Origin of the sequence: Pseudomonas sp. SJZ079, assembly GCF_007993865.1 — a bacterium.
GTDB lineage: Bacteria > Pseudomonadota > Gammaproteobacteria > Pseudomonadales > Pseudomonadaceae > Aquipseudomonas.
In genome coordinates this window covers 22231-47036 of sequence record NZ_VIUH01000034.1, presented here as the reverse complement: position 1 = coordinate 47036, position 24806 = coordinate 22231, and the positions used below count along the sequence as shown (strand labels likewise).

The following is a 24806-nucleotide window of genomic DNA, read 5'->3' as shown; positions in this document are numbered from 1 at the left end:
TTTGGAACAACCAAACCGCGCTCCTCGTGCCTTGCCTCGCGCAAAAACAAGCTACGGCGCGGCCGCGAATGAAACGGCAACAGACCCTAGGCCGCACCTATCCGCCATAGCCGACTGTGCGCATGGCTGGCGCGCGTTCGTCAGAAGTTCCCCCGCTCGTAGCTTTCTGCAAAAACTCCGTAGGTTTTCGCAAGAAGCGGTCATCACTCTGCCACTAAATTTCACACCCACTCGCGCAGTCCGCCAGGTATAGCGCCCGATGTTATTGGGCAGACCGGTGTTACTGGGCTAGACCCATAACAACAGTATCCACAAGAGGATGGGCGTGATGTTTAAAGCCAGTCACGTCTTGCAGGACGAGTTCCTTACCCGGATCTCTGCCGCCAAGGCCGCCGATTTTTTCCCTGTCATCAGCGCTAATTACAGCGTTGACGAGGCAGCCTATCTCACTGAGCTGTTACAGCTCGCCGACTCCGGTGACGCCGGCATCGAGGCTATCCGCCGCAATGCCCGCACCCTGATTGAACAGGTGCGTAGCCGGGACAATGCCGTCGATACCCTCGACGCTCTGCTTCGTCAGTACAGCCTCGACACGCACGAAGGGCTGATGCTCATGTGCCTGGCCGAGGCTTTGCTGCGCGTGCCGGATGCCGCCACCGCCGACGCGCTGATCCGCGACAAGCTGAATGCCGCCGAGTGGGAACGCCACCTCGGCCAGAGCGACAACGTGTTGGTCAACTTCGCGGCCTGGGGCCTGGTGATGACCGGCAAGGTGGTCGACCCGGTAGCCGCCGATGGCCGGCCGAAGAACGTGATCGGGCGCCTGGTCAAGCGTTCCGGCGAACCGGTGATTCGCGCCGCGATGAACCAGGCGATGAAGCTGATGGGCAAGCAGTTCGTGCTCGGCCGCACTATCGCCGAGGCGCTGAAGAATGGTCGCCCGGAGCGCGAAAAAGGCTACACCTACTCCTTCGACATGCTCGGTGAGGCGGCGCTGACCGTCGACGACGCCGAGAAGTACATGGCCGACTACCGCAAGGCCATCGACACTGTGGGGGCCGAGCCGCAGGTCGGCCCGGGACCCAAGCCGTCGATCTCGATCAAGCTGTCGGCCCTGCACCCACGCTACGAAGTGGCGCAGCGCGAACGCGTGCTCACCGAGTTGTTCGCCAATGTCCGCGAGCTGGCCATTCGTGCGCGCAAGCTCAATGTCGGCATCTCGGTGGACGCCGAGGAAGCCGACCGCCTGGAGCTGTCGCTGGAACTGTATGAAAAGCTGATGCGCGACCCGGCCATTGCCGGTTGGGGCGAGTTCGGCCTGGTGGTGCAGGCGTACTCCAAGCGCTGCCTGCCGGTGCTGGTGTGGCTGACCCTGCTGGGTAAGGAACTCGGTGCGAAGATGCCGCTGCGCCTGGTCAAGGGCGCCTACTGGGACACCGAGATCAAGCAGTGCCAGGTGCAAGGGCTGGACGGTTACCCGGTGTTCACCCGCAAGGAAGGCACCGATACCTCTTACCTGGCTTGCGCGCGCTTCCTGCTGTCGGACTTCACCCGCGACGTGATCTACCCGCAGTTCGCCAGCCACAACGCCCACACCGTCAGCTGCATCCTGTCGATGGCCGCCGAGAACCAGACGCCGCGCGACTTCGAGTTCCAGCGTCTGCACGGCATGGGCGATGCGCTGTACGACACCGTGCTGGAACAGCACAAGACCACCGTGCGCATCTACGCCCCGGTCGGTGCGCACAAGGACCTGCTGCCCTACCTGGTGCGGCGCCTGCTGGAAAACGGCGCGAACTCCTCGTTCGTGCACCAGTTGGTTGACCCGAACACGCCGATCGAGTCACTTCTCGATCACCCGGTGACGCAACTGCGCAAGTTCAAGTCGCTTGGCAATGACAAAATTCCCCTCCCGTCGGCGTTGTTTGGCCGCACGCGGAAAAACTCCCAAGGCATCAACATGAACATCCAGCAGTCCTTGGCTGAGCTTGAGCTCGCCTATCAGCCGCACCTCAACCGCCAATGGCAAGCCGCACCGGTGATCAACGGGCAGAAACTGTCCGGCACCGTGCAAGAAGTGCGTTGCCCCTACGAGCTGAACAAGAAGGTCGGCAGCGCCCAGTTCGCCACGGCGGCCCAGGCCGCCCAGGCGCTGGACGCCCTGCATGCCGCCTGGCCGCGTTGGAACGCCACCGCGATCGACGTTCGTGCCACTGTGCTCGAGCGCCTGGCCGACCTGCTGGAAACCCATCGCGGTGAGCTGATGGCGCTGTGCACCCTGGAAGCCGGCAAGTCCATGCAGGACGGCATCGACGAAGTGCGCGAAGCCGTGGACTTCTGCCGTTACTATGCGCAGCAGGCACGTCTGCGCCTCGGCCGCGAAGAGCTGCAAGGCCCGACCGGCGAGCGCAACGAGCTGTTCCATGAAGGCCGTGGCATCTTCGTCTGCGTCAGTCCGTGGAACTTCCCGCTGGCCATCTACCTGGGGCAGATCGCCGCCGCCCTGGTCGCCGGTAACTGCGTGCTGGCCAAGCCGGCCGAGCAGACCAGCCTGATCGCCGCACGTGCCCTGGAGCTGATGTTCGAAGCCGGCCTGCCGCAGGATGTGATCGCCTTCCTGCCGGGCGACGGCGCCACCCTCGGCGGCGTGTTCTGCAGCGATGCCCGCGTCGCTGGCGTGTGCTTCACCGGCTCGACCGGCACCGCACGCATCATCAATCGTCAACTGGCCGAGAAAGACGGCCCGATTGCCGCGCTGATCGCCGAGACCGGCGGGCAGAACGCGATGATCGTCGACTCCACCGCACTGCCCGAGCAGGTGGTCAAGGATGCCGTGCAGTCGGCCTTCACCAGCGCCGGCCAGCGTTGCTCGGCCTTGCGTGTGTTGTATGTGCAGGCGGATATCGCCGAGCGCGTGCTGGACCTGCTCAAGGGCGCCATGGCCGAGCTGAAAGTCGGCCCGACCCACCTGCGCGAAAGCGACGTGGGCCCGGTGATCGACGCCGAAGCCAAGGCCGGCCTCGACGCGCACATCGCCCAGCTCAAAGGCGAGGGCAAGCTGATTGCCGAGACCCCGCTGCCGGAAGGTCTCGAGGGGCACTTCGTGGCGCCGGTGGCGTTCGAGATCGGCGGTATCAATGAGCTGAAGAAAGAGAACTTCGGCCCGATCCTGCACATCGTCCGTTACCAGGCGGCCGACCTGGAGAAGGTGGTCGCGGCGATCAACGCCACCGGCTATGGCCTGACCCTCGGCGTGCACAGCCGCAACGAGGAAACCGCCGAGCGCATCGAAGCGCTGGCGCGGGTGGGTAACCTGTACGTCAATCGTAACCAGATTGGCGCCGTGGTCGGTGTGCAACCGTTCGGCGGTTGCGGCCTGTCCGGCACCGGGCCCAAGGCCGGTGGTCCGAGCTACCTGCTGCGCTTCGTCAATGAACGCACGGTATCGGTGAATACCACCGCGGTAGGTGGCAACGCCTCCCTGCTGTCGCTGGGCGGCGAGGAGTAGGGTTTGAGCGGGTGGGAGTCTCAGGGCTCCCGCCCGTTGTCCTATTGGGGTCGTTAAAGCCCCGACAGTGGCAAGGCTGTCCACGGTTGCTGGTCGCAGTCAGTGAATGGTTCAGCTGCTTCGAGCGTTCGCCACAAGCGGGCGCGACTTTCCACGCAGGGCGCGGGTCTATCTCCCGTCGCCTGGATAACAACAATTGAGAGGGGAACCCCCCAATGACAGCTAGTACTCCAATGCTTGTCACCTTCGTGGTGTACATCGCAGCCATGGTGCTGATCGGGCTGATTGCCTATATGCGCACCAAAAACCTTTCCGATTACATCCTCGGCGGCCGCAGTCTCGGTAGTTTTGTGACCGCCTTGTCCGCCGGCGCTTCCGACATGAGCGGCTGGCTGCTGATGGGCCTGCCGGGCGCGGTCTACATGTCCGGTCTGTCCGAAGGCTGGATCGCCATCGGCCTGATCGCCGGTGCCTACCTGAACTGGCTGTTCGTCGCCGGCCGTCTACGCGTGCAGACCGAGCACAACGGCAACGCCCTGACCCTGCCTGACTACTTCACCAATCGCTTCGAAGACAACAGCCGCGTGCTGCGCATCTTCTCCGCCCTGGTGATTCTGGTGTTCTTCACCATCTACTGCGCCTCGGGTGTAGTGGCAGGCGCGCGGCTGTTCGAAAGCACCTTCGGCCTGTCCTATGGCACTGCGCTGTGGGCCGGCGCCGCTGCGACCATTGCCTACACCTTTATCGGTGGCTTCCTGGCGGTGAGCTGGACCGACACCGTGCAGGCGACGCTGATGATCTTCGCCCTGATCTTCACCCCCATCGTCGTGCTGATCGCCACCGGTGGCACCGACATGACCTTTGCCGCCATCGAGCTGCAGGACGCCACCAACTTCGACATGCTCAAGGGCGCCACCTTTGTCGGCGTGATTTCGCTGATGGCCTGGGGCCTGGGCTACTTTGGCCAGCCGCACATCCTGGCGCGCTTCATGGCGGCTGACTCGGTGAAGTCGATTCCGGCGGCCCGGCGCATTTCCATGACCTGGATGATCCTGACCCTGGCTGGTGCCGTGGCCGTGGGATTCTTCGGTATCGCCTACTTCGCTGCTAACCCGGACCTTGCCGGTGCGGTCAGCGAGAACCCGGAGCGGGTGTTTATCGAGCTGTCCAAGCTGCTGTTCAACCCGTGGATCGCCGGTATCCTGCTGTCTGCCATCCTGGCTGCGGTGATGAGCACCCTGAGCTGCCAGTTGCTGGTGTGCTCCAGCGCGCTGACCGAAGACTTCTACAAGGCCTTCCTGCGTAAAGGGGCCTCGCAGACCGAACTGGTCTGGGTCGGCCGCAGCATGGTGCTGCTGATCGCACTGGTTGCGATCTTCCTCGCCGCCAACCCGGAGAACCGCGTACTCGGCCTGGTGTCCTACGCCTGGGCCGGTTTCGGCGCGGCCTTCGGTCCAGTGGTGATCCTCTCCCTGGTGTGGCGTCGGATGACCCGCAATGGTGCGCTGGCGGGCATGCTGGTCGGTGCGTTCACCGTGATCCTGTGGAAGAATTTCCTCGGTCACCTGGGTCTGTACGAGATCATTCCGGGCTTTATCTTCGCCAGCGTGGCGATCGTGGCGTTCAGCCTGTTCGGCCGTGCACCCTCGGCGAGCATGCTCAAGCGCTTCGAGGAAGCCGAGCAGGAGTATCAGGAAGCTCAGGGCAGCTATGAGGCCGCCCCTAGCCGTTAAACCATTCAGGGTAGCTGGCTGGTCGCCCAGCTACCGTCGGGGCTATCCCCGATAGTTGTGCGTGTGACCCGATAGTGCTTCGCCGGCCCACACCTTGTTGTGTTGGGCCGGTTTTTTTTGCCTGTGCGGATCAGTGGTCATGCATGTGCTGCAGTAGCCTGCTATGCCTGACAAGACACACTGGCGGGGTGTGGCTGCGACCTCTGCCCGTCCAGTGCTGCGCAAGCAAAAGACGCAAGTGATTGATGGTCGGACTCGCGGATTTGGAAGAATGGCGGCCCTCTTCCAGGTAATCGCTGCCGGCTCTGTGACCGCCATTCAGCAACCCTGACAAGGGGTGTAATCATGGCAACTTTCATCTCGCTGGTTAATTTCACCGATCAGGGCATCCGGGCGGTCAAAGACTCACCGGATCGCTTTCAGGCATTCAAGGCGCTGGGCGAAAAGGTGGGCGTAACGGTCAAGGCGGTCTACTGGACCGTCGGCAGTTACGATCTGGTGCTGATCGTCGAGGGGGACGAGGAGGCCGCGACCTCCCTGCTGTTGAAAGTCGGTTCGCTCGGCAATACGCGCACGCAGACACTGCGCGGCTTCTCGGAGCAAGAGATGCGCAAGATCATCGGCAACATGCCTTAGAACCTGGCTCTGCCTGCAGGATTCGCCATAGCTGCAGGCGACTCGCTTGTGTTGTAGCGGCCCACTGCCTTGGTGCTGGGCCGTTTTTTTGTTGAGGGTCTGCCGGTCGCAGAGTTTCCCGCGCATGCCTGCACTCCCCACAGGCTGTGGGATGGCTACCGGCACGCTGGATAGCATCGGCCACCCAGGTGTTGCAGTCGCGCAGGCTGGGTTTAAGCCCGCCAATATGAGGTTCGTGGTGGGCCCAGCCTACAACGCTCGAGCCATCCTCTTCAGACGTGTCTCTATCCGCCAGCTATTCTTGTTAACGACCCCTTGGCTTAACCCTTGGGCGGCCTTGTACTGCCTGCATGGAGGCTGAACAGCATGCCTACTGCACTCATAGGTTTGGGTGAGCCTGCCCCCTGGTTCACCTGTCGCACCGAGACCCGCGATCGCTTCGTCTTCGATACCGTCGCCGGCCGCTACCTGGTACTGAGTTTTCTCGGCTCGGCCGCGGACCCCATCAGTGCGCAATTGCTTACCCTGCTGGCCGCGATCCGCCCGCGTTTCGACGATCAGAACCTGTCGTTTTTCGGCGTCACGGTCGACCCCGAGGACGAGCGCCTGCAGCGGCTGTCCACTTCGTTGCCGGGGGTGCGTTACTTCTGGGATTTCGAGCGCACGGTGAGTCGGCTGTACGGCGCGCAGCAGGAGGACGGCAGTTACCGCCGGGTCACCTACGTGCTCGATCCGCTGCTGCGGGTGATCGCGGTGCTGCCCTTGCATACCTCGGCCGAGGCGCACATGCCGGCCTTGTTATCCGTGCTGGATCGCCTGCCGGCGATTGGTCCGGCCTATCGGGCCAATCTGCAGGCTCCGGTGCTGGTCTTGCCGCGGGTATTCGAGCCGGCGTTGTGTCAGGCGCTGATGGACTACTACCGCAGTCAGGGCGGCGAGGCCTCGGGGTTCATGCAGGACATCGATGGCAAGACGGTGATGCGGCTGGGCCGCGATCACAAGGTTCGGCGGGACTGCGCGCTGGAGGACGAGGAGCTGCGTCACGCCTGCATGCGGCGCATTCGCCAACGGGTGGTGCCGCAACTGGAGCGGGCCTTCCAGTTCCGCGCCACGCGCATGGAGCGCTATCTGGTGGGCTGCTACGACGCCAGCGAGGGCGGGCATTTTCGCGCACACCGCGACAACACCACCAAGGGCACCGCGCATCGACGCTTCGCCATCTCGCTGTTTCTCAACAGCGGCGATTATGAGGGCGGCTTCCTGCGTTTTCCCGAATTCGGTCCGGGCCTGTATACGGCCCCGCCCGGGGGCGCGGTGGTGTTCTCCTGTGGCCTGCTGCATGAGGCAACGGCGGTCACCCAGGGCCAGCGCTTTATGTTTCTGCCGTTTCTCTACGACGAGGAGGCCCGGCGGGTCAGGCAGGAGAACCTGCACTTCCTGGAGGGCGAGGCCGCGGCCACAGGTACCGCCGAGGCCCAGCCCCAGCCCGAAGCCCAGCCCAGTGCCGAGAACGAAGCGGGTTAGCCATCGCTCGCGACACTTTTCAACCGCCGGCCAATCGCTTCTGTGCGCGCTGGGACCCAGGCACTAAACTGCGGGGATAAAATCAAAATACAGATGTGACCCTTGCCTGCATGAAAATCCATCCTCTGCCTCCGCTCAATAGCCTGGTGGCTTTTGAAGCGGCCGCGCGCCACCTGAGTTTTACTCTGGCGGCGCACGAACTGAACGTCACCCAGGGCGCGATCAGTCGTCAGGTGCGCCTGCTTGAGGACTACCTGGGCAAGACCCTGTTCGAGCGCACCACGCGGGCGATCAATCTGAGCCCGACCGGCAGCCAGTACTATGAGACGGTGCGTACCGCGTTGATGCAGCTGGCCCATGCCACCGGCGAAATTCGCCACTGGCAGGGCGCCCAGCAGGTGACCGTGGTCACCAGCACGGCGATGGCCTCGTTGTGGCTGCTGCCCAAGGTGGCCGAGTTTCAGCGTGATAACGAAGAGATCGACCTGCGCATCATCGCCTATGACCAGGTCAAGGATTTCTCCCGCCTGGATTGCGATCTGGCGCTGTACTACTGCCGCACCCCGCCCAAAGACATGCAGGTGACCCCGCTGTTCGCCGAGGAGGTGTTCCCGGTGTGCAGCCCGGCTTATCTGGCTAAGAACCCGACGCTGAGCACCCCCGAACAACTGGCCGACTGCACCTGGCTATGGCTGGAAGATCCGCAGCGCGACTGGATCGGCTGGTCCGAGTGGTTTCAGCGCCTTGGATTGAAAAGTGTCGAGCCGCGGCGGCGGATCAACATCAACAGCTACTCGATGCTGATCCAGTCGGCGCTCAGTGGTCAGGGCATCGCCCTGGCCTGGTCGAATCTGGTCGATAACCACCTGCACACCGGCGCCCTGGTGCGCCCCATCGACACCGTGCTGCAGTCGGATGCGCAGTTCTGCCTGCTCGAGCCGCTCGGCCGGGGCGTGATGCGTCAGAGCGTCAAATGCTTCCGCGCCTGGTTGCTCGAACAGTTGCCGCCTGCGTTGGACGACGCCACGCTCGGCAGCGGCGCATAAATGCCGGGCCGAAACGAACGCTGCCGCAGGCTTGTGGCCTGCGGCAGCGTTGCATGGAGCAGTCGCGGCGCTAGTTGTTGGACTATGCGCGGCTATTCCTCAGCAGGCCTTTCGCGCGGGTAGCGCGAGGGGAGTGGCCCCGCCCAGGGCAAACACAGGCGCAATGCCTGGGTCGTCCTGGGAGTGTTCCTGCGTTAGCGACTGGCATCCCGGTGGTGGCGTGGGAAGGCCAGTGGAGCTGCCTGACGCAAGCGACGCGTCGTGACAGGACTCAGGTGCAGGATGAATACGCCGATCGATGGGGGTTGGATGCTTTCCAGCCTGTCGGCATCACCTGCAACAGCCAATAAATCCGCTTAAAAACGCTCGAGTTTCGCCAGGGCAGGCAAACCCCGGTGGGCGTTTGTCGCGCGCTGCTGGATGCCGCGGTCCGGTCGCCTGCCGGTGCCGAATGGATGGCTTGATGGTGGCTAAAGTGGCGTTTCTTCGGCCCTTGGAGCAAGCCATTTATTGTCATGGATTGATGATCTTTACGCATATGCAGCCCCCGCTATGGGGCTAACAGCGACCAAGCAAGGCGCTGCGCGTGGCTTTTGAGATTAATGATTAAAAGTCATAAGTTCGGTTGTAAAAATCGTTTGTCGAACAATCCCCCGATTCTCGAAACTCGCTGCCAACGGAGCCTGGCCAGTGCGCCTGCCGATCATTACCCACCGTGCCCAGCAGGGGAGAACAACAATGACTTCGACCACTTCTCAACAAATTCCTGTGCATCATCTGGAAACTGTCCTCAACCCGATTCACCAAGCCACCGGGCTGAGCAACGAGTTCTACATCGAGCAGCGTCATTTCGAGCTGGAGCGCGATCAGGTGATGGGCAAGACCTGGGCCTGCGTCGGTTTCGCCAGCGACCTGACCCAGAACGGTTCGGTCAAGCCGGTCGACTTCATGGGCCTGCCGCTGCTGCTGATGCGCAATCGCGAGGGTCTGGTGCAGGTGTTCCACAACGTCTGCAGCCACCGCGGCATGAAGCTGGTGCAGGAAGAGGGCACCGTGCAGGGCGTGATTCGTTGCCCCTACCACTCCTGGACCTACGACCTGAATGGCGGCCTGCGCGGCACGCCGCACGTCGGTGGCATCGATGTGCACAAGGACGAGCGTTTCGCCTGCGAAAAGCACGGCTTGAAGGCCATCCGCAGCGCCATCTGGATGGACATGGTGTTCGTCAACCTGTCCGGCGATGCCCAGCCGCTGGAGGACATGCTCGCGCCGCTGACCGCACGCTGGAGCCAGTTCCTCGGTGAAGACGGCATGGGCCTGCTGCGCCGCCGCGCGCACATGGACGCTACCACCCTGGACATCAACTGCAACTGGAAGCTGGCGGTGGAGAACTACTGCGAGGCCTACCACCTGCCGTGGGTGCACCCGAGCCTGAACACCTATTCGCGCCTGGAAGATCACTACAACATCCTCTTCGACGAGCATTTCGCCGGTCAGGGCAGCTACGCCTACAACCTGTCTGACGTCGCCGGTACGCACCTGCCGCAGTTCCCGAGCTGGCCGCAGGACCGCCTGCGCAACGCCGAATACGTGGCCTTCTTCCCCAACGTGCTGCTCGGCATCCAGGCCGACCACGCCTTCGCCATGCAGCTGGAGCCGGTCGCGCCGGGCCGCACCATCGAGCACCTGCGCCTGTTCTACGTCGGCGACGAGGCTCTGGGTGACGAGTACGCGGCCTGCCGCAACGCCATCCTGGAGTCCTGGAAGGTGGTATTCGCCGAGGACATCGCCTCGGTCGAGGGCATGCAGAAAGGTCGTCACTCGCCCGGCTATGGCGGCGGCGCATTCTCCCCGGAGATGGACATCCCCACGCATTACTTCCATCAGTGGGCTGCGCGTCAGCTGCTGGCCACCGTACCGTCCGCCTGAGGAGGCCGCCATGTATCCGATTGCATCCCACTGGCTCAACTACATCGACGGCGAGTGGCTCGACAGCGAGTCGCGCCTGACGGTGAACAACCCCGGTACCGGCGAGCCAGTGGCGACCATCGCCCAGGCCAGCATCGCCGATGCCGAACGTGCCGTGCAGGCCGCCCGCCGTTGCGCCGACAGTGGCGCGCTGAGCAGCGTGCGCCCGGCGCAGCGGGTCACCTGGCTGCTGCGTATCGCCGCAGAGATCCGTGCGCTCGCCGACGAAGGCGCCTGGGTGCTGTGCCAGGAAAACGGCAAGAGCCTGAACGATGCCCGTGACGAGTTCACCGAGGCGGCGCGCTACTTCGAGTACTACGCCGGCATGGCCGACAAGATCGAGGGCACCTCGATCCCGCTGGGCAACGGTTACATGGATTTCACCCTGTACGATCCGATGGGCGTCTCGGCGCAAATCGTGCCGTGGAACTTCCCGGTATCGATCTGCGCCCGTTCGCTGGCTCCGGCCCTGGCCGCGGGTAATGCGGTGGTGATCAAGTCGCCGGAGCTGTCGCCGCTGGGCATGTGCGTGCTGATTCGCGCCATCGCCAAGGCTGGCTTGCCGAATGGCGCGGTCAACCTGATCTGCGGCCGTGGCCGTGAGGTCGGCAGCCATTTGGTCGGCCATCGCGGCGTCGATCAGATCGTCTTCACCGGTTCGGTACCGACCGGCCAAACCATCCTGCGTGACGCTGCCGAGCACGCCATCCCCAGCGTCATGGAGCTGGGCGGCAAGTCGGCGGCGATTGCCTTCGCCGATGCCGATCGCCAGCAGCTGCTGGCCAGCGTCAAGGGCGGCATTTTCTTCAATGCCGGCCAGGTCTGTTCGGCCATGTCGCGCCTGCTGGTGCAGCGCGAGATCTATGAAGACATCGTCGAGTCCGTCGTCGCCCTGGCCGAAGGCCTCAGCGTCGGCGTCGGGCAGGACAACCCAGACCTCACTCCGGTGGTCAGCGCCGGGCAACTGGCCAGCATCGAAACCTTGTGTCGGCGCGCCATCGATGAGGGCGCGGTGGCTGCCACCGGTGGTGAGGCTTTCAGTGACAGGGCCGGGCATTTCATGCGCCCGACCGTGTTCCGCGACGTTAGCCCCGAGATGTGCATTGCCCAGGAAGAGGTGTTCGGCCCGGTACTGGCGATCATCCCTTTCGATACCGAGGAACAGGCCATCGCCATCGCCAATGGCACCGAGTTCGGCCTGGTCGCCGGCGTGTTTACCCAGGACATCAGCCGCGCCATGCGCTGCTCGCGCCGCCTCAAGGCCGGCCAGGTGTTCGTCAACGAGTGGTATGCCGGTGGCATCGAGACGCCGTTCGGCGGCGTCGGCCTGTCCGGTTTCGGCCGCGAGAAGGGCCAGGAAGCCTTGTACAGCTATGTGCGCACCAAGAACGTAGCGATCCGCGTAGCGGGGGAGTAAACGACATGTTCAAGACCTGGCTCTGTGTAGTCTGCGGTTTGATCTATGACGAGGCGCTCGGCTGGCCGGATGACGGCATCATCGCCGGCACCCGTTGGGACGATGTGCCGCAGGATTGGAAATGCCCCGAGTGTGGCGTCGGCAAGGATGATTTCGAGATGCTCGATATCAGCCCGGTGGTTGCCGCGGCCTCGGCCGCCGCCAGCGCGCCGCTGCCGTTGGCACCGCAGGCGCTGACACCGGCGGCCAAGCCGCTCGCCACTCAGCCGCGTCAGCCCATCGTGATCATTGGCAGCGGTTATGCCGGCTATGGCTTGGCCCAGGCCTTGCGCCGCGCCGATCCGCTGGTGGAGATCCGCGTGCTGACCCAGGAGTCCGGTCATCTGTATTCCAAGCCGGCGCTGTCTATCGGTTTGGCCCAGGGTAAGAGCGCTGCGGCGCTGGCGGGCGAGTCGGCCCTGGCCATCGAGAAGCGCCTGAAAATCCGCGTCTATCCCTATTGCAGGGTCGAGCGTATCGATGCCGAAGCGCGGCGCCTGCACACCAATATCGGCGAGATGGACTACGGCCAGTTGGTGCTGGCCAGCGGCGCGGCGCCGATTCGCCTGCCGATCGAGGGCGACAGCGCGGCGCTGCTCAGCGTCAACAATCTGCATGACTACCAGAGCTTTCGCGAGCGCCTGGTCGGCGTGCGGCGGGTGGCCATCCTCGGTGACGGCCTGATCGGCTGCGAGTTCGCCAACGACCTGGCCAGCAGCGGGTTCGAGGTCAGCGTTATCGGCCTCGGTCAGTGGCCGATGGAGCGCCTGCTGCCGGTCGAAGCCGGTCAGCAGTTGCAGACCGCTCTGGGCGAGCTGGGCGTGAGCTGGCATTTGCAGAACACAGTGCAGCGCATCGACTCGGCCGAGCAGGGCTATCGCCTGACGCTCGCTGATGGCCAAAACCTGCAAGCCGATCTGCTGTTGTCCGCCGTAGGCCTGCGCCCCAACCTCAGCCTGGCCGAGACGGCCGGGGTAGAGGTGGCTCGCGGCATCCAGGTGGACGCGCAGTTGCAAACCTCGCAGCCGGGGATCTTCGCCCTGGGTGACTGCATCGAGATCGACGGTCAGCTGCTGCCGTATCTGGCGCCGATCAACCAGGGCATTCAGGCGCTCACCAAGACCCTGCTCGGCCAGCCGACGGCGGTCAGCTATCCGCTGATGCCGGTGACGGTGAAGACCCCGGCCGCGCCGCTGTGCCTGCTGCCGCCAGCCGCAGGCGTGGCCGGCGAATGGCGCTGCAGCAGCACCGACGATGGTCTGAGCGCCGGTTATTACGATAGCGAGGGGGCGCTGCATGGCTTCGTCCTGCTCGGTCGCCAAGCACAACAGCAGCGCAATGCCTGGCTGCAGTCCTGTCAGAACGCACAACGGGCCGTAGCCTGAGGGCAGTCGCATGAAAAACACCATCAAGTTGCCTTATGACGACGCCAGCTGCGGCTGGTATGCGGCGCTGCCCGAGCAACCGGCTTGCACCCGCTTGCAGGGTGAGCAGCGCGCCGATTACACGGTGATCGGCGCCGGTTTCGCTGGTTTGGCTGCGGCGCGGCGGCTGGCCGAGCACCACCCCGAGGCGCGCATCCTGTTGGTCGACGCTCAGCGTGTGGCCTATGGCGCCTCCGGGCGTAACTCCGGCTTCGTTATCGACCTGCCGCACAAGTTCGCCCTCGAGCATCCGGACCCGGCGCACAAGCAGCGCCTGCTGGCGCTCAATCGCGCCGCCATCGCCCAGTTGCAGGGGCTGATCCAGAGCCACAAGATCGACTGCCAGTGGTCGCATGCCGGCAAGTATCAGGGCGCGGTGGGCCCGCGCGGCCTGGCCTACCTGGATCATTTCGAGAAGCTGATGAGCGACCTCGGCGAGCCGTTCCACCGGGTCGAGCGTGCCGAGCTGGCCAAGGTGCTGGGCACCGGCCATTACAGCGGGGCGATCTACACCCCCGGTTGCTACCTGATGCAGCCGGCGGCGCTGGTCACCGGCCTCGGGCGTTCGCTGCCGGGCAACGTCGAGTTGCTGGAAGAGTCGCCGATCCAGCGTCTGCAACGTGACGGTCAGGGCGGTTGGATTCTGCACGGCAACAACGGCCGCATCCGCACCCCGCAGCTGTTGCTCGGCACCAGCATCTTCACCCAGGAGTTCGGCTACCTGCGCAACCGCCTGCTGCCGGTGATGACCTTCGCCAGCTGGACCCGGCCGCTGACCGACAGCGAACTGCAGGTGTATGGCGGCCAGCTCGACTGGGGCCTGACCCCGGCCGACCACGCCGGCACTACGGTGCGCATGACTCAGGACCGCCGTCTGATCATTCGCAACACCTACAAGCACGTGCCCAAGTACGGTCAGAGCGCCAGCGATGCCATGCGCGCCAGCGTGCGTGAGGACCACCGCAAGGCCTTCCTGGCGCGCTTCCCGCAACTGGCCAACGTGCCGTTCAGCCACACCTGGGGCGGCGTTTATGCCATCTCGCGCAACTTCACCAACTTCTTCGGCGAGCTGGAGCAGGGCGTGTACGCCTCGGCCTGCGACAACGGTGTCGGCGCGGCCTGGGGCACCATCTCCGGCACCCTGCTGGCCGATCTGGCGGTCGGCGCGGATTCGGCGCAGTTGCGCGACATCCAGGCGGTCACCGGCATGCCGTCGTTGAACCCGCCGGAACCCTTCCTCGGCCTCGGCGTGCGTTCGCGCATTCGCCTGGCGGCCTGGAACAGTCGGAGCGAGCTATGAGCCAGGTCGTTTCTGGCAAAGGCCCGGTGTTGCTGGTCGATCACCATGACCTGGAGTTCATCCCGCGTGGCGGTCCACCCGGCGCTGCCTTCGTCGCCCGCGCCATCAGCAATGAAGTGTCGCCGAATATCGGTATCGGCTTCGCCCGCTGGGAGGGCGCCGAGGTCAACTGGACCCTGCTGTATGACGAGGTGATCTTCGTCATCGAAGGCTGTTTCGAGCTGCAGGCCAACGGCGAGCTGTACCGGGTCACGCCGGGCCAGCTGCTGTGGATACCGGAAGGCACCGAGCTGGTCTACGGCGGCCATGCGTTGTTCGGTTACGTGGTGCATCCGGGCGACTGGAAGCAACGTCACGGTTTGGCCTGAGTCTTTGCCCTAGTCATTCTGCCGCCGCATTCCCTAGCCGGGAGCGGCGGCTTTCTTCATTCTGGCCAAGGAGCCACGCATGCTAGGACTGACTAAGACCTTCGGCGCCCTGTACCTGGCCAGCCTGTTGATGCAGCTGGGTTCGACCCTGCTGATGACCTACCTGGCCCTGCGCCTGAGCGCCGACGGGGTGGCCGAATTCTGGGGTGGCGCGCTGATGGCTGCCAACGCCCTGGGCATGGTGGCCGGCGGAAAGGTCGGGCGGGTGCTGATCCAGCGGGTCGGACATATCCGCACCTATGTCGCCTGTGGCGGGGTGATTTCCGCCGCCGTATTGGCCCACGAATTCAGCAGTGCCTTGCCGCTCTGGCTATTGCTGCGCGCGTTGGTCGGCCTGGCGATGATGTGCCAGCTGATGGTGCTGGAAAGCTGGCTCAACGACCGCGCCCGCAGCGACCAGCGCGGCAAGGTGCTGGGCATCTACATGGTGGCGATATACGTCGGCATGGTGCTCGGCCAACTGGCCCTGAGCTGGAAGGGCGATCTGGGCATCCACGCGCTGCTCGGCGTGGCCATGGCCTTTGCCCTGTGCCTGGTGCCGGTGGCCCTGACCCGCAGCATGCACCCGGCGGCGCTGCAGCCGGCGCCTGTGGATATCAGGTTGTTTATCCAGCGGGTGCCGCAGTCGCTGGTCACCGTGTTGATGGCTGGGATGATCTACAGCGCCTTCTTCGGCCTGGCGGCCATCTATGCCAGTCGCCAGGGCCTGGATACCACCGAGGTCGGCCAGTTCATGGCGATGATCATCGGCGCCGGCCTGCTCGCCCAGCTGCCGCTGGGCTGGCTGTCCGACCGCTTGCCGCGGGCCAGCCTGATCCGCGGCGTGGCGGTGCTGCTGGTCCTCGCCTGCCTGCCGCTGGGTTTCTCTGAGCAACCGTCCTTCGGCGTCCTGCTGCTGGTTGGCGCCTGCATCGGTTTTCTGCAGTTCTGCCTGTATCCGCTGGGCGTGGCCCTGGCCAACGACAATATCGAAGCCGAACTGCGCGTGTCCCTGGCCGGCCTGTTGCTGGTGACCTACGGCGTCGGCGCCGCTATCGGCCCGTTGCTGGCCGGCGCGCTGATGGAGCACTTCGGTGCATCCAGCCTGTATCTGTTCTCTGCCGCCTGCGCCGCACTGCTGGCCCTGGCGGTGGGGCAGGGCAAGGTCAGCGGCGCGCACTTGCAGGAGGATGCGCCGCTGCATCACCAGGCCACCCCGGTTGGCCTGGCCTGCGCGACGCTGCCGGCTGCGGTGGAGCCAGCCGCACCGCTGGTCGGCACGACTAGCCCCGGCGAGCCGCTCGCGGCGTGCGAGCCGCGGGGCGGTTGAGCACGTTGCGTTTCTTTGTGCCTGAACTCACCTAAGTGGAAGCCCAGTCATGTTCGACAACAAGAATAAGTACCCGAGCGGCGAGTCCGCTAACCAGCCGTTGCGCAACCCGGTCAGCGCCCAGACCCTGGAGGCGGCGCGCACCTATCGCCTGCAGCGGGTGCGCGAGCAACTGTTGGCCGCCGATTGCGCGGCGATCCTGCTCTACGACCCGGTGAACATCCGCTACGCCACCGACACCTCAAACATGCAGGTGTGGACGCTGCACAACTTCGCCCGCTACGCCCTGGTGTTCGCCACGGGCCCGGTGATCCTCTTCGAGTTCCACAACTGCGAGCACCTGCACCAGGGCAACGGCCTGCTCGACGAGATCCGCCATGCGGTGAGCTGGAGTTACTTCGGCGCCGGCTCGCGGATCTCCGAGAAGGCCAAGCTGTGGGCCGCGGAAATCGTCGAGCTGCTGCAGCAGCACGCCGGTGCAGGCGCCCGGCTGGCGGTGGACAAGGCTGATTTCGAGGGGCTCGAACTGTTGCAGGCGCAGGGCCTGACCCTGGTCGAGGGCCACAGCCTGATGGAGGAGGCGCGCAAGATTAAGTCCGCCGCCGAACTGGAGCTGATGCGCTGGACCATCGCCGTGTGCGAGAAAGGCATCCAGCGTATGCACGACGAGCAGCGCCCGGGCATGAGCGAGAACCAGCTGTGGGCCTGGCTGCACTTCGAGAACATCCGCCACGGCGGCGAGTGGATCGAGACCCGCCTGCTGGCCTCCGGGCCGCGCACCAACCCCTGGATGCAGGAGTCCAGCGAGCGGGTGATGCAGCAAGGTGAAATCGTCTCGTTCGACACCGACCTGATCGGCCCCTACGGCTACTGCGCCGACATCTCGCGGGCCTGGACCGTCGGCCACGTCGCGCCCACCGCCGAGCAACGCAAGCTGTATGCCCTGGCCTTCGAGCAGGTGCATCACAACATGGACCTGCTGCGCCCCGGCATCAGTCAGCGCGAGTTCGTCCAGCGCGCCTGGGACATTCCCCAGCCCTACCAGCACAACCGCTACTGCTGCGTGGTGCATGGCGTCGGCCTGGCCGACGAGTATCCGGCCCTGGCGCACAAGGGCGCGGACTGGGACAGCAGCGGTTACGACGGGATCATCGAGGAAAACATGGTGCTCTGCGTCGAGAGTTACATCGGCGAGCGCGGCGGCAAGGAAGGCATCAAGCTCGAACAACAGGTGCTGATCACCCGCGATGGTTGTCAGGCACTGTCGAACTACCCCTGGCAGGACGATTGGCTATGAGCAGTCGAGGGCGTACCGGCGCTGAGGGGGTGGATATAACACAATAAAAATAACTCGGTGGTCAGTTTGAAGTGCGGATTAACAGGCGTTAATAGCGGCAGGTATGACCCGCGCCAGCGCCTGTTAATAATGCGGTTGTTAGTTGCGCGTATGGATGATCAAAAGTCATTAATGCCGCACATAAAATGATTTGTGACGAGCGCTTAGCTACCCGACCATCACTCATCTGTTCAATTCGGCTGGCCAGCGTTTTACGTTTTTAAAGTGCTAGCCGTGATTGGCATGACTACAAAAACAATACAGTGAGGACCCTTGCGTGAAAGACATTGCTGCCGATGCTTCAGTGCCCCGGAATTTCAATATCCAGATAATGGGTTTGAACTTCCATCGGGTTATTTTTCCTGCTTCATTCTCTATCGTGCTGGCCCTGGTGTTGCTGGCCCTGAATGACCCCGCGGCCTTCGGCCAGGCCCTGGAGGGCACCAAGGGCTGGATCCTGAAGAACTGCGACTGGTTCATCATGATCATGGGCAACCTGGCCGTGCTGTTCTGCGCCGGCCTGGCGCTGTCGCCGTTCGGCAAGATCCGCCTGGGCGGTAAAGACGCCAAGCCCGAGTTCAGTACCCTGTCCTGGTTTTCCATGCTGTTCGCCGCCGGGATGGGCGTCGGCCTGCTGTACTGGGGCGTGGCGGAGCCGGTGGCGCAATACACCGAATGGTGGAAAACCCCGCTCAACGTACCCAAGCAGACCCCTGAAGCGCTGCATGCGGCCATGGGTTCGACCATCTTTCACTGGGGTTTTCATCCCTGGGCGATCTACCTGACCAGTGCGCTGGTGGTGGGCTTCTTTGCCTACAACAAGGGTCTGCCGTTCTCCCTCAGTTCCGGCCTGCAGCCGCTGATTGGCAAGGCGCACAAGGGCCTGCCCGGGCAACTGGTGGATACCTTCACCGTGGTGCTGACGGTGTTCGGCCTGGCCACCTCGCTGGGCCTCGGCGCCATGCAGGCGACCGCCGGGATCTCGCATGTGCTGGGCATTGCCAACTCCTTCGGCCTGCAGCTGCTGTTCATCCTGGTGGTCACCGGCGTGGCCGGACTCTCGCTGTGGCGCGGCATGGATGCCGGGGTCAAGCTACTGAGCAATATCAACATGCTGCTGGCGCTGGGCCTGTTCCTGTTGGTGGTCGCGGGGATCGGCGTGCTGAGTTTCTTCTCGGGCGTGCTGGATACCACTGTCGACTTTGCCGAGTTCTTCCTGCCGTTGGCCAACTGGGTCAACCGTCCGGATCAGGACTGGTTCCAGGGCTGGACCGTTTTCTATTGGGCCTGGTGGTGCACCTGGGGTCCGTTGGTCGGGGTGTTCGTCGCCCGCGTCTCCCGGGGCCGCAGCCTGCGGCAGATGGTCGGGGTGGTAATGGTGGTGCCGACCATAGTGGCGATCTTCTGGTTCAGCGCCTTCGGTGGCGGCGCCATTGCTCAGGTCATTGACGGCACTGGTGCGCTGGCGGCCGGTCTGGCGGACGTCAACATGGCGATCTTCCAGTTCCTCGAAGTGCTGCCGCTGGCGGCCGTCACCTCGGTGCTGGTGGTTATTCTGCTGGTCATCTTCATGGTCACTTCCATGGACTCCGGCGCCCTGGTGGTCGACAACCTGGCGGCGGGTGGCGACCCGGACACCTCGCCGGTGCAGCGCGTGCTGTGGCTGGTGATGATTGCCCTGGTGACCATCACGCTGTTCGTGATTGGCGGCGATACGGCGCTCAAAGGCATTCAGGCCGGGGCCGTGGCCATGGGCTTGCCGTTCATGGCGCTGATGCTGTTCTTGATGATCGGCTTTCTCAAGGCGCTGAGCCAGGAGCCACGCGGCTAAGCGGACTCGCCTCGACGCTGGCCGGTGCGCCTGCTGCGCTTGCCGGCCAGGCCCGGCGAAATGCTTGCCTGACCTTTGCCGACCCACGCCTCAGGGTGTGGGTCGGCTTTTTTACGTTGCGCCCAACTGGCTACTTGGGCTGCGCCACCGTGCGCAGGTAGGGCTTCAGCGTCTTGAACCCCCCGGGGTACTTGCGCTGGGCTTCCTCGTCGGACACCGAGGTGGGGATGATCACGTCCTCGCCCGGCTTCCAGTTCACCGGGGTCGCCACCGTGTGCTTGGCATTCAACTGCAGGGAGTCCAGCAGGCGCAGTACCTCGTCGAAGTTGCGCCCGGCGCTCATCGGATAGACCAGCATGGCCTTGACCTTCTTGTCCGGGCCGATGATGAACACCGAGCGCACCGTGGCGTTGTCCACGGCGGTGCGCGGGCCGCCGCTGGCGTTCGGGTGAATCATGTCGTAGAGCTTGGCCACCTTGAGGTCTTCATCGCCGATCATCGGGTAATTGACCGCATGGCCCTGAGTCTCCTGAATGTCGGCGGCCCAGGCCTTATGGTTGCTGACCGGGTCGACGCTGAGGCCGAGGATCTTGGTGTTGCGCTTGTCGAACTCCGGCTTGAGTTTGGCCATGTAGCCGAGCTCGGTGGTGCACACCGGGGTGAAGTCCTTCGGGTGGGAGAACAGGATGGCCCAGCTGTCGCCGATCCAGTCATGAAACTGCAGGGTGCCTTCGGTGCTTGCGGCGCTGAAGTCCGGCGCTTCGTCGCCAATACGAATGGTCATGTGCAACCTCCTTGCGGGTGATGCCTCGCGGTTTTGGGAGTGACTGTCCGCTGGTGCGGCCCGGCTGGTGCAGCTGTGGCCTTGCGGTAATCATTCAGTGTAGGCGCTGGAAGAGCGCCGCGAGCGGGGTAGGGGTGCGCCTGGTCGGGAGCCGCTGTCTGGCTGGCCCAGGCTTCCCCCGTGCGTTGCACTCGGCTAAGGTGCCGGCCCATCGACTCCCGCGTTGCGGCAACAGTTAAGGCGCTTATGACTCAACACCCGAACAACCCCCTGCATGGCGTGACCCTGCAAACCATCCTCAGCGAACTGGTGGCTCACTACGGTTGGGACGGCCTGGCCCGCTTGATTGATATCCGCTGCTTCAAGAGCGACCCGAGCATCAAGTCGAGCCTGACCTTTCTGCGCAAGACCCCCTGGGCGCGGGAGAAGGTCGAGGCGCTGTACCTGCAGATGCACAAGGGCTGAGCTTGCGCGCGCCACCTCCAGCGAGGCGCAGCAAAGCATCGGCACGTTCGCGGCCAAGGCGCTTACCTCGCGCCGAACCCGCTGTCTGGATCGACCATCGCGCACACCTCTCGCCCTGCCTGCGTCGCGGAGGGTTTTTACCGAGACGGCCCGCCACTAAAATCAGTGTCCATGGCGCGGATGGGCTCGTGCATGACGCCCAGAGAACGCTGCGGGGGTGTTTCGCGACCCTATAGTCAGCCGCGCAGAAATAACCTGTTCTGTCCTGGAATGGATTTCCCTTAGTTAGCCTCGCGATACTTACGGTTCGACGTTATGCGTCGATGCCGGGGGCCTCGGCTTAGCTAAAGAAAAGTGCAACTACATGGGCTGTTAGTACAGTGCGGCGCTCGCCGAAGTAGTCGGTGGATTAATGACAATAACTCACTAATCCTGCTCGGATAAATCATTTGTCAAAGGTCCCGCGTTGGAGAATTCTTGGGCCGCAAATATAACTTGGAGATTAATACGAAGTTGCCGGTGACTCGCCGTTGGCCGAGCGTGCAGTGATACATATCGACTACAACAATGGAGAAAATGATATGAGTAATTCCAGTGGGTTATGGCGGGGCGTCGACGCCCGGATAACCTTGGTTTCGACCTTTATAATCGTGGCTTTTGTCGCCTTCTGCGGCGTCATGGGCGACCAAGCCGGTGCCATATTCGGCGAACTCTCCACCAGTATTCTGCTGAACTTCAAGTGGTTCTACCTGGCGATGGCCTCGGGCGTGCTGGTGTATCTGCTGTATTTGATGATGAGCCGTTACGGCAATATCACCCTGGGCCGCGACGGTGAAAAACCGGAGTTCAGCACCACCTCCTGGCTGTCGATGTTGTTCAGTGCCGGTATGGGCATCGGGCTGCTGTTCTGGTCGGTGGCCGAGCCGATGTGGCATTACGCCGGCAACCCCTTCAGCGCCACGGCGCTGACCGACGAAGCGGCCGAGTCGGCGATGCGCGTCACCTTCTTCCATTGGGGCATGCACGCCTGGGCCCTGTACCTGATGCCGGCCCTGTGCCTGGCCTATTTCTCCTTCCGCAAAGGCAAGCCGTTGTCCATCCGCTCGACCCTGGTCCCGCTGTTTGGCGAGGCACGGATGAACGGCTGGCTGGGCGCCATCTTCGATATCCTGATCGTGGTGGTGACGGCGTTCGGTATCGCCACGTCCTTCGGCCTCGGCGTCGAGCAGATGACCACCGGGATCAAGACCCTGACCGGTTATGAGGCCGGCATCGGCGTGAAGATGCTGCTGATCCTGAGCATTTCCCTGATAGCCATCATGTCGGTGGTGTCCGGCGTGGATCGCGGCATCAAGCTGCTGTCGCTGTGGAACATGGCGCTGTCCCTGTTGATCCTGGCCGCCGTCATGGCGTTCGGTCCGACCCGTTACATCCTCAACACCATCCTCGAGGGCACCTCCGGCTACGCGCAGAGCGTGATCGGCATGAGCCTGTGGAGCGACGCACAGAAAGACGCGGGCTGGCAGAACTGGTGGACCGCGTTCTACTGGGCCTGGTGGCTGACTTGGGCGCCCTTTGTCGGCACCTTTATCGCGCGCATCTCGCGTGGCCGCACCATCCGCCAGCTGGTGATGGGTTCGCTGATCATTCCGGTGCTGTTCAGCTTCGTCTGGATCGGTACCTTCGGTGGCGCCGCACTGAATTACGAGAAGGCCGATCGGGTCGCCCACCAGGCGCAGGTGGAGAGCCAGGCGCTGCAGGGCGAAGCGGCCGAGTTCAAGGGCGGCGAGGTGCTGCTGGCAACCAAGGCGGACGCGACCAACTCGCTGTTCACCCTGTTCGACAAGATCGAGCAGTCGGCCGGGGTCGGTATCGGTGGCCTGCTCAGTGCACTGGCTTCGTTGCTGATCGTCACCTACTTCGTCACCTCGGCGGACTCCGGCACCCTGGTGGTCAGCACCCTGGCGGCGCGTGGCAGTCTTAACCCGCCGACGGCCAGCCGAGTGGCCTGGGGCCTGATGGTCGGTGCCATCGCGGCGGGATTGCTGTGGTCCGGCGGCCTGAAGAGCGTGCAGACGGCGAGTATCTGCGCTGCGCTGCCGATCGCGGTGATCCTGATCCTGATGGCCATGGCCCTGCACCGTACGCTGTTGGCCGAACCGGCCAAGAGCCTGACGCTGAACAGCGCCGATGACTATGAGCCGACGCTTGGCTGAGTCTCGCTGAAACACCCGAAAAGCCGTCACTGATCCTGAAGTGGCGGTTTTTTTTTTTGCGAGTGGTCACGGTGCGTTAGGCGAGTGCTGGCACCGGCGCAGGTGTTCAGCCGGTCTCCCGGCTTAACCAGTCGAAGAACGCTTTGACCGGCGGATGACGTTCGCGTCCTGGCACGCACAGCACACTGTAGCCGGCGCCGGGCACGCAGACCTGCGGCCGATAGGGCTGCAACAGGCCGCTGCTCAGGCTTTCTGAAACCAGGATCGAACTGGCCAGCACCAGGCCCTGACCGGCAATCGCCGCCTGTAACGCATAGTGTTCGTCGTCGTACTCGCGGATGGTTGCCGCGTTCTGCAGCCAGTCTTCGCCGGCCTGCTCGCACCACGCCTGCCAACCTAGCGAGTAGAGCTCGGAATTGTGCCAGAGCACGCTGATCAGCGTCGGCGTCGGCGTCTGTTGCTGGGCTCGCGCCACTTGCGCCGGCGAGCCATAGACCCCGAAGTGTTCCTCGAACAGGCGGATGCCGTGGAGGTCGCCGGCGGGCTCGAAGCCGTAGCGGATGGCCAGGTCGACGCTGGCATCCTGGTGCAGGTCGATGACGGCGCAGTTGGTGTCCAGGCGCAGCTTGATGTTCGGTTGCGCGGCATAGAAGCGTCCGAGCCGAGGCACCAGCCAGAGCGCCGCGAAGGCCGGCGTGGTGGAGATCGTCAGGTGGCCGGCGCTGCGTTGTGGGCGCAGGGTGTCGACGCTCTGCGCCACTTCCAGCAGGGCGCCATGCAGGCTGCGGAACAGACGCTCGCCGCCGTCGGTCAGGCGCACTCGGCGCGGTAGGCGCTCGAACAGAGGGGCGCCGAGCCAGGTTTCCAGCGAGCGGATTTGGTGTGAGATCGCGGTTGGCGTCACCGCCAGCTCCGCCGCCGCGGCCTTGAAGCTCAGGTGGCGGGCGGCCGACTCGAAGGCGCGCAGGGCGTTGAGGGGCAGGGATGCGAACATCTTGGCTCCATGGATGAGTTCAGGTCATCCAGAATAACTACTTCTCATTTGTTCTGGCGCCTCTGTATGCATAGCTTTATCCCGTAGCAGAGAGCCAGCCTGGCTATCTGAGTGTATCTCGGGAAATGACTAACAGATGAACAGAATTCTTGCAGTGCACGGCAGTCCACGGGGAGAGCGCTCGCATTCGCGGCGCCTGACAGAGGTTTTTCTAGACGCTTGTCTGGCCGCTCACCCTGAGGCCGAACTGACCCGGCGCGAGGTGGGCCGAGGGTTCATTCCGCATGTCAACGAGGCCTTCGTGGCGGCCGCCTTCTACCCTCAGCCAGAGTCACGACCGCTGTCCATGCAGGCCGATCTGGCCTTGAGCGATGTGCTGGTGGATGAGGTGTTGGGTCACGACCTGCTGGTGATTTCCGCACCGATGTACAACTTCAGCATTCCCAGCGGGCTCAAGGCCTGGATCGACCAGATCGTGCGCATGGGGCGCACCTTCGACATCATTGAGGACAATGGCGTGGCGCAGTACCAGCCGCTGGTGCGCGGCAAGCGCGCGCTGATCGTCACCAGCCGCGGTGGCCATGGCTTCGGCCCCGAGGGTGCCAACGCCGCGTTCAACCATGCCGATCCCCTGTTGCGCACGGCGCTCGGCTTCATTGGCATCGAGGACATCAGTGTGGTGGCGGCAGAAGGCGAGGAGTCCGATAGCCAGGCTTTTCAGGCGTCCTGTGTGGCAGCCGAGCGGCAACTGCGGGCACTGGCCGCGCAGCTGAGGTGAGGCGAGCTTGGCGTGAAGCAATTGCCTAGCGTCGCCTGCTGGGTTGCCTTGAGAGGGAACTCAGGAGTGC

General features: G+C 63.8%; 18 protein-coding genes and 1 pseudogene. 17 read left to right on the top strand and 2 right to left on the bottom strand.

Features of this window, described 5'->3' with window-relative positions; all coding sequences use genetic code 11:
• Window positions 1-328 precede the first annotated feature (328 nt).
• The 14 genes and pseudogenes from putA (at window position 329) to FBY03_RS21115 (ending at window position 19499) form a co-directional block, all read left to right on the top strand.
• A complete protein-coding gene (gene putA, locus FBY03_RS21175; protein WP_147174326.1) occupies window positions 329-3508 on the top strand; it encodes a bifunctional proline dehydrogenase/L-glutamate gamma-semialdehyde dehydrogenase PutA in 3180 nt (1059 codons plus the stop codon).
• A gap of 215 nt (window positions 3509-3723) precedes the next feature.
• Window positions 3724-5241: a sodium/proline symporter PutP gene (gene putP / locus FBY03_RS21170; protein WP_147174325.1), complete on the top strand. Its 1518-nt coding sequence runs from the start codon at window positions 3724-3726 to the stop codon at window positions 5239-5241.
• Between the two features lie 345 nt (window positions 5242-5586).
• Window positions 5587-5877 (top strand): GYD domain-containing protein, encoded by a 291-nt coding sequence (locus FBY03_RS21165; RefSeq protein ID WP_147174324.1) that lies wholly within the window; start codon window positions 5587-5589, stop codon window positions 5875-5877.
• A 366-nt stretch (window positions 5878-6243) separates the two neighbouring features.
• Window positions 6244-7401: a redoxin domain-containing protein gene (locus tag FBY03_RS21160; RefSeq protein WP_147174323.1), complete on the top strand. Its 1158-nt coding sequence runs from the start codon at window positions 6244-6246 to the stop codon at window positions 7399-7401.
• Between the two features lie 110 nt (window positions 7402-7511).
• Window positions 7512-8447, top strand: coding sequence for a LysR substrate-binding domain-containing protein (locus FBY03_RS21155; protein WP_147174322.1), 936 nt, complete (start codon window positions 7512-7514; stop codon window positions 8445-8447).
• Window positions 8448-9185: 738 nt separating this feature from the next.
• Window positions 9186-10376: an aromatic ring-hydroxylating dioxygenase subunit alpha gene (locus FBY03_RS21150; protein WP_178090739.1), complete on the top strand. Its 1191-nt coding sequence runs from the start codon at window positions 9186-9188 to the stop codon at window positions 10374-10376.
• 10 nt (window positions 10377-10386) lie between these two features.
• Entirely contained in the window at window positions 10387-11832 is a 1446-nt protein-coding gene (locus FBY03_RS21145; RefSeq protein ID WP_147174321.1) for an aldehyde dehydrogenase family protein, read from the top strand.
• A gap of 5 nt (window positions 11833-11837) precedes the next feature.
• Window positions 11838-12002: pseudogene (locus tag FBY03_RS23345) on the top strand (rubredoxin); the annotation flags it as partial.
• A complete protein-coding gene (locus FBY03_RS21140) occupies window positions 11991-13256 on the top strand; it encodes an FAD-dependent oxidoreductase (RefSeq protein ID WP_256678013.1) in 1266 nt (421 codons plus the stop codon). The pseudogene FBY03_RS23345 and the gene FBY03_RS21140, both read left to right, overlap by 12 nt.
• Window positions 13257-13266: 10 nt before the next feature.
• A complete protein-coding gene (locus FBY03_RS21135) occupies window positions 13267-14595 on the top strand; it encodes an FAD-binding oxidoreductase (RefSeq protein WP_147174319.1) in 1329 nt (442 codons plus the stop codon).
• Window positions 14592-14963, top strand: a complete 372-nt coding sequence (locus FBY03_RS21130) for an ethanolamine utilization protein EutQ (protein ID WP_147174318.1) — start codon at window positions 14592-14594, stop codon at window positions 14961-14963. The genes FBY03_RS21135 and FBY03_RS21130 overlap by 4 nt, the downstream gene beginning before the upstream one ends.
• A gap of 79 nt (window positions 14964-15042) precedes the next feature.
• The gene (locus FBY03_RS21125) at window positions 15043-16332 is read left to right on the top strand and encodes an MFS transporter (RefSeq protein WP_256678012.1); all 1290 of its coding nucleotides are present in this window, start codon (window positions 15043-15045) and stop codon (window positions 16330-16332) included.
• A 49-nt stretch (window positions 16333-16381) separates the two neighbouring features.
• Window positions 16382-17629, top strand: a complete 1248-nt coding sequence (locus tag FBY03_RS21120) for a Xaa-Pro peptidase family protein (RefSeq protein ID WP_147174317.1) — start codon at window positions 16382-16384, stop codon at window positions 17627-17629.
• A 316-nt stretch (window positions 17630-17945) separates the two neighbouring features.
• Window positions 17946-19499 carry a BCCT family transporter gene (locus FBY03_RS21115; protein WP_147174316.1) on the top strand — a complete coding sequence of 518 codons (1554 nt, stop codon included), beginning with the start codon at window positions 17946-17948 and terminating at the stop codon, window positions 19497-19499.
• Between the two features lie 130 nt (window positions 19500-19629).
• Here the strand turns inward: FBY03_RS21115 and FBY03_RS21110 are convergent, their stop codons facing one another.
• A complete protein-coding gene (locus tag FBY03_RS21110; RefSeq protein WP_147174315.1) occupies window positions 19630-20283 on the bottom strand; it encodes a peroxiredoxin in 654 nt (217 codons plus the stop codon).
• Between the two features lie 246 nt (window positions 20284-20529).
• Here FBY03_RS21110 and FBY03_RS21105 point away from each other — a divergent pair, with 246 nt between their 5' ends.
• Window positions 20530-20748 (top strand): VF530 family DNA-binding protein, encoded by a 219-nt coding sequence (locus FBY03_RS21105; RefSeq protein ID WP_147174314.1) that lies wholly within the window; start codon window positions 20530-20532, stop codon window positions 20746-20748.
• A gap of 581 nt (window positions 20749-21329) precedes the next feature.
• A complete protein-coding gene (locus tag FBY03_RS21100) occupies window positions 21330-22964 on the top strand; it encodes a BCCT family transporter (RefSeq protein WP_147174313.1) in 1635 nt (544 codons plus the stop codon).
• A 106-nt stretch (window positions 22965-23070) separates the two neighbouring features.
• Here the strand turns inward: FBY03_RS21100 and FBY03_RS21095 are convergent, their stop codons facing one another.
• Window positions 23071-23958, bottom strand: a complete 888-nt coding sequence (locus tag FBY03_RS21095) for a LysR substrate-binding domain-containing protein (RefSeq protein WP_147174312.1) — start codon at window positions 23956-23958, stop codon at window positions 23071-23073.
• Between the two features lie 136 nt (window positions 23959-24094).
• On the opposite strand from FBY03_RS21095, the gene FBY03_RS21090 reads away from it, so the two are divergent.
• On the top strand, window positions 24095-24736 hold the full coding sequence (locus FBY03_RS21090; protein WP_147174311.1) for an FMN-dependent NADH-azoreductase: 642 nt from the start codon (window positions 24095-24097) through the stop codon (window positions 24734-24736).
• Window positions 24737-24806: the final 70 nt, after the last annotated feature.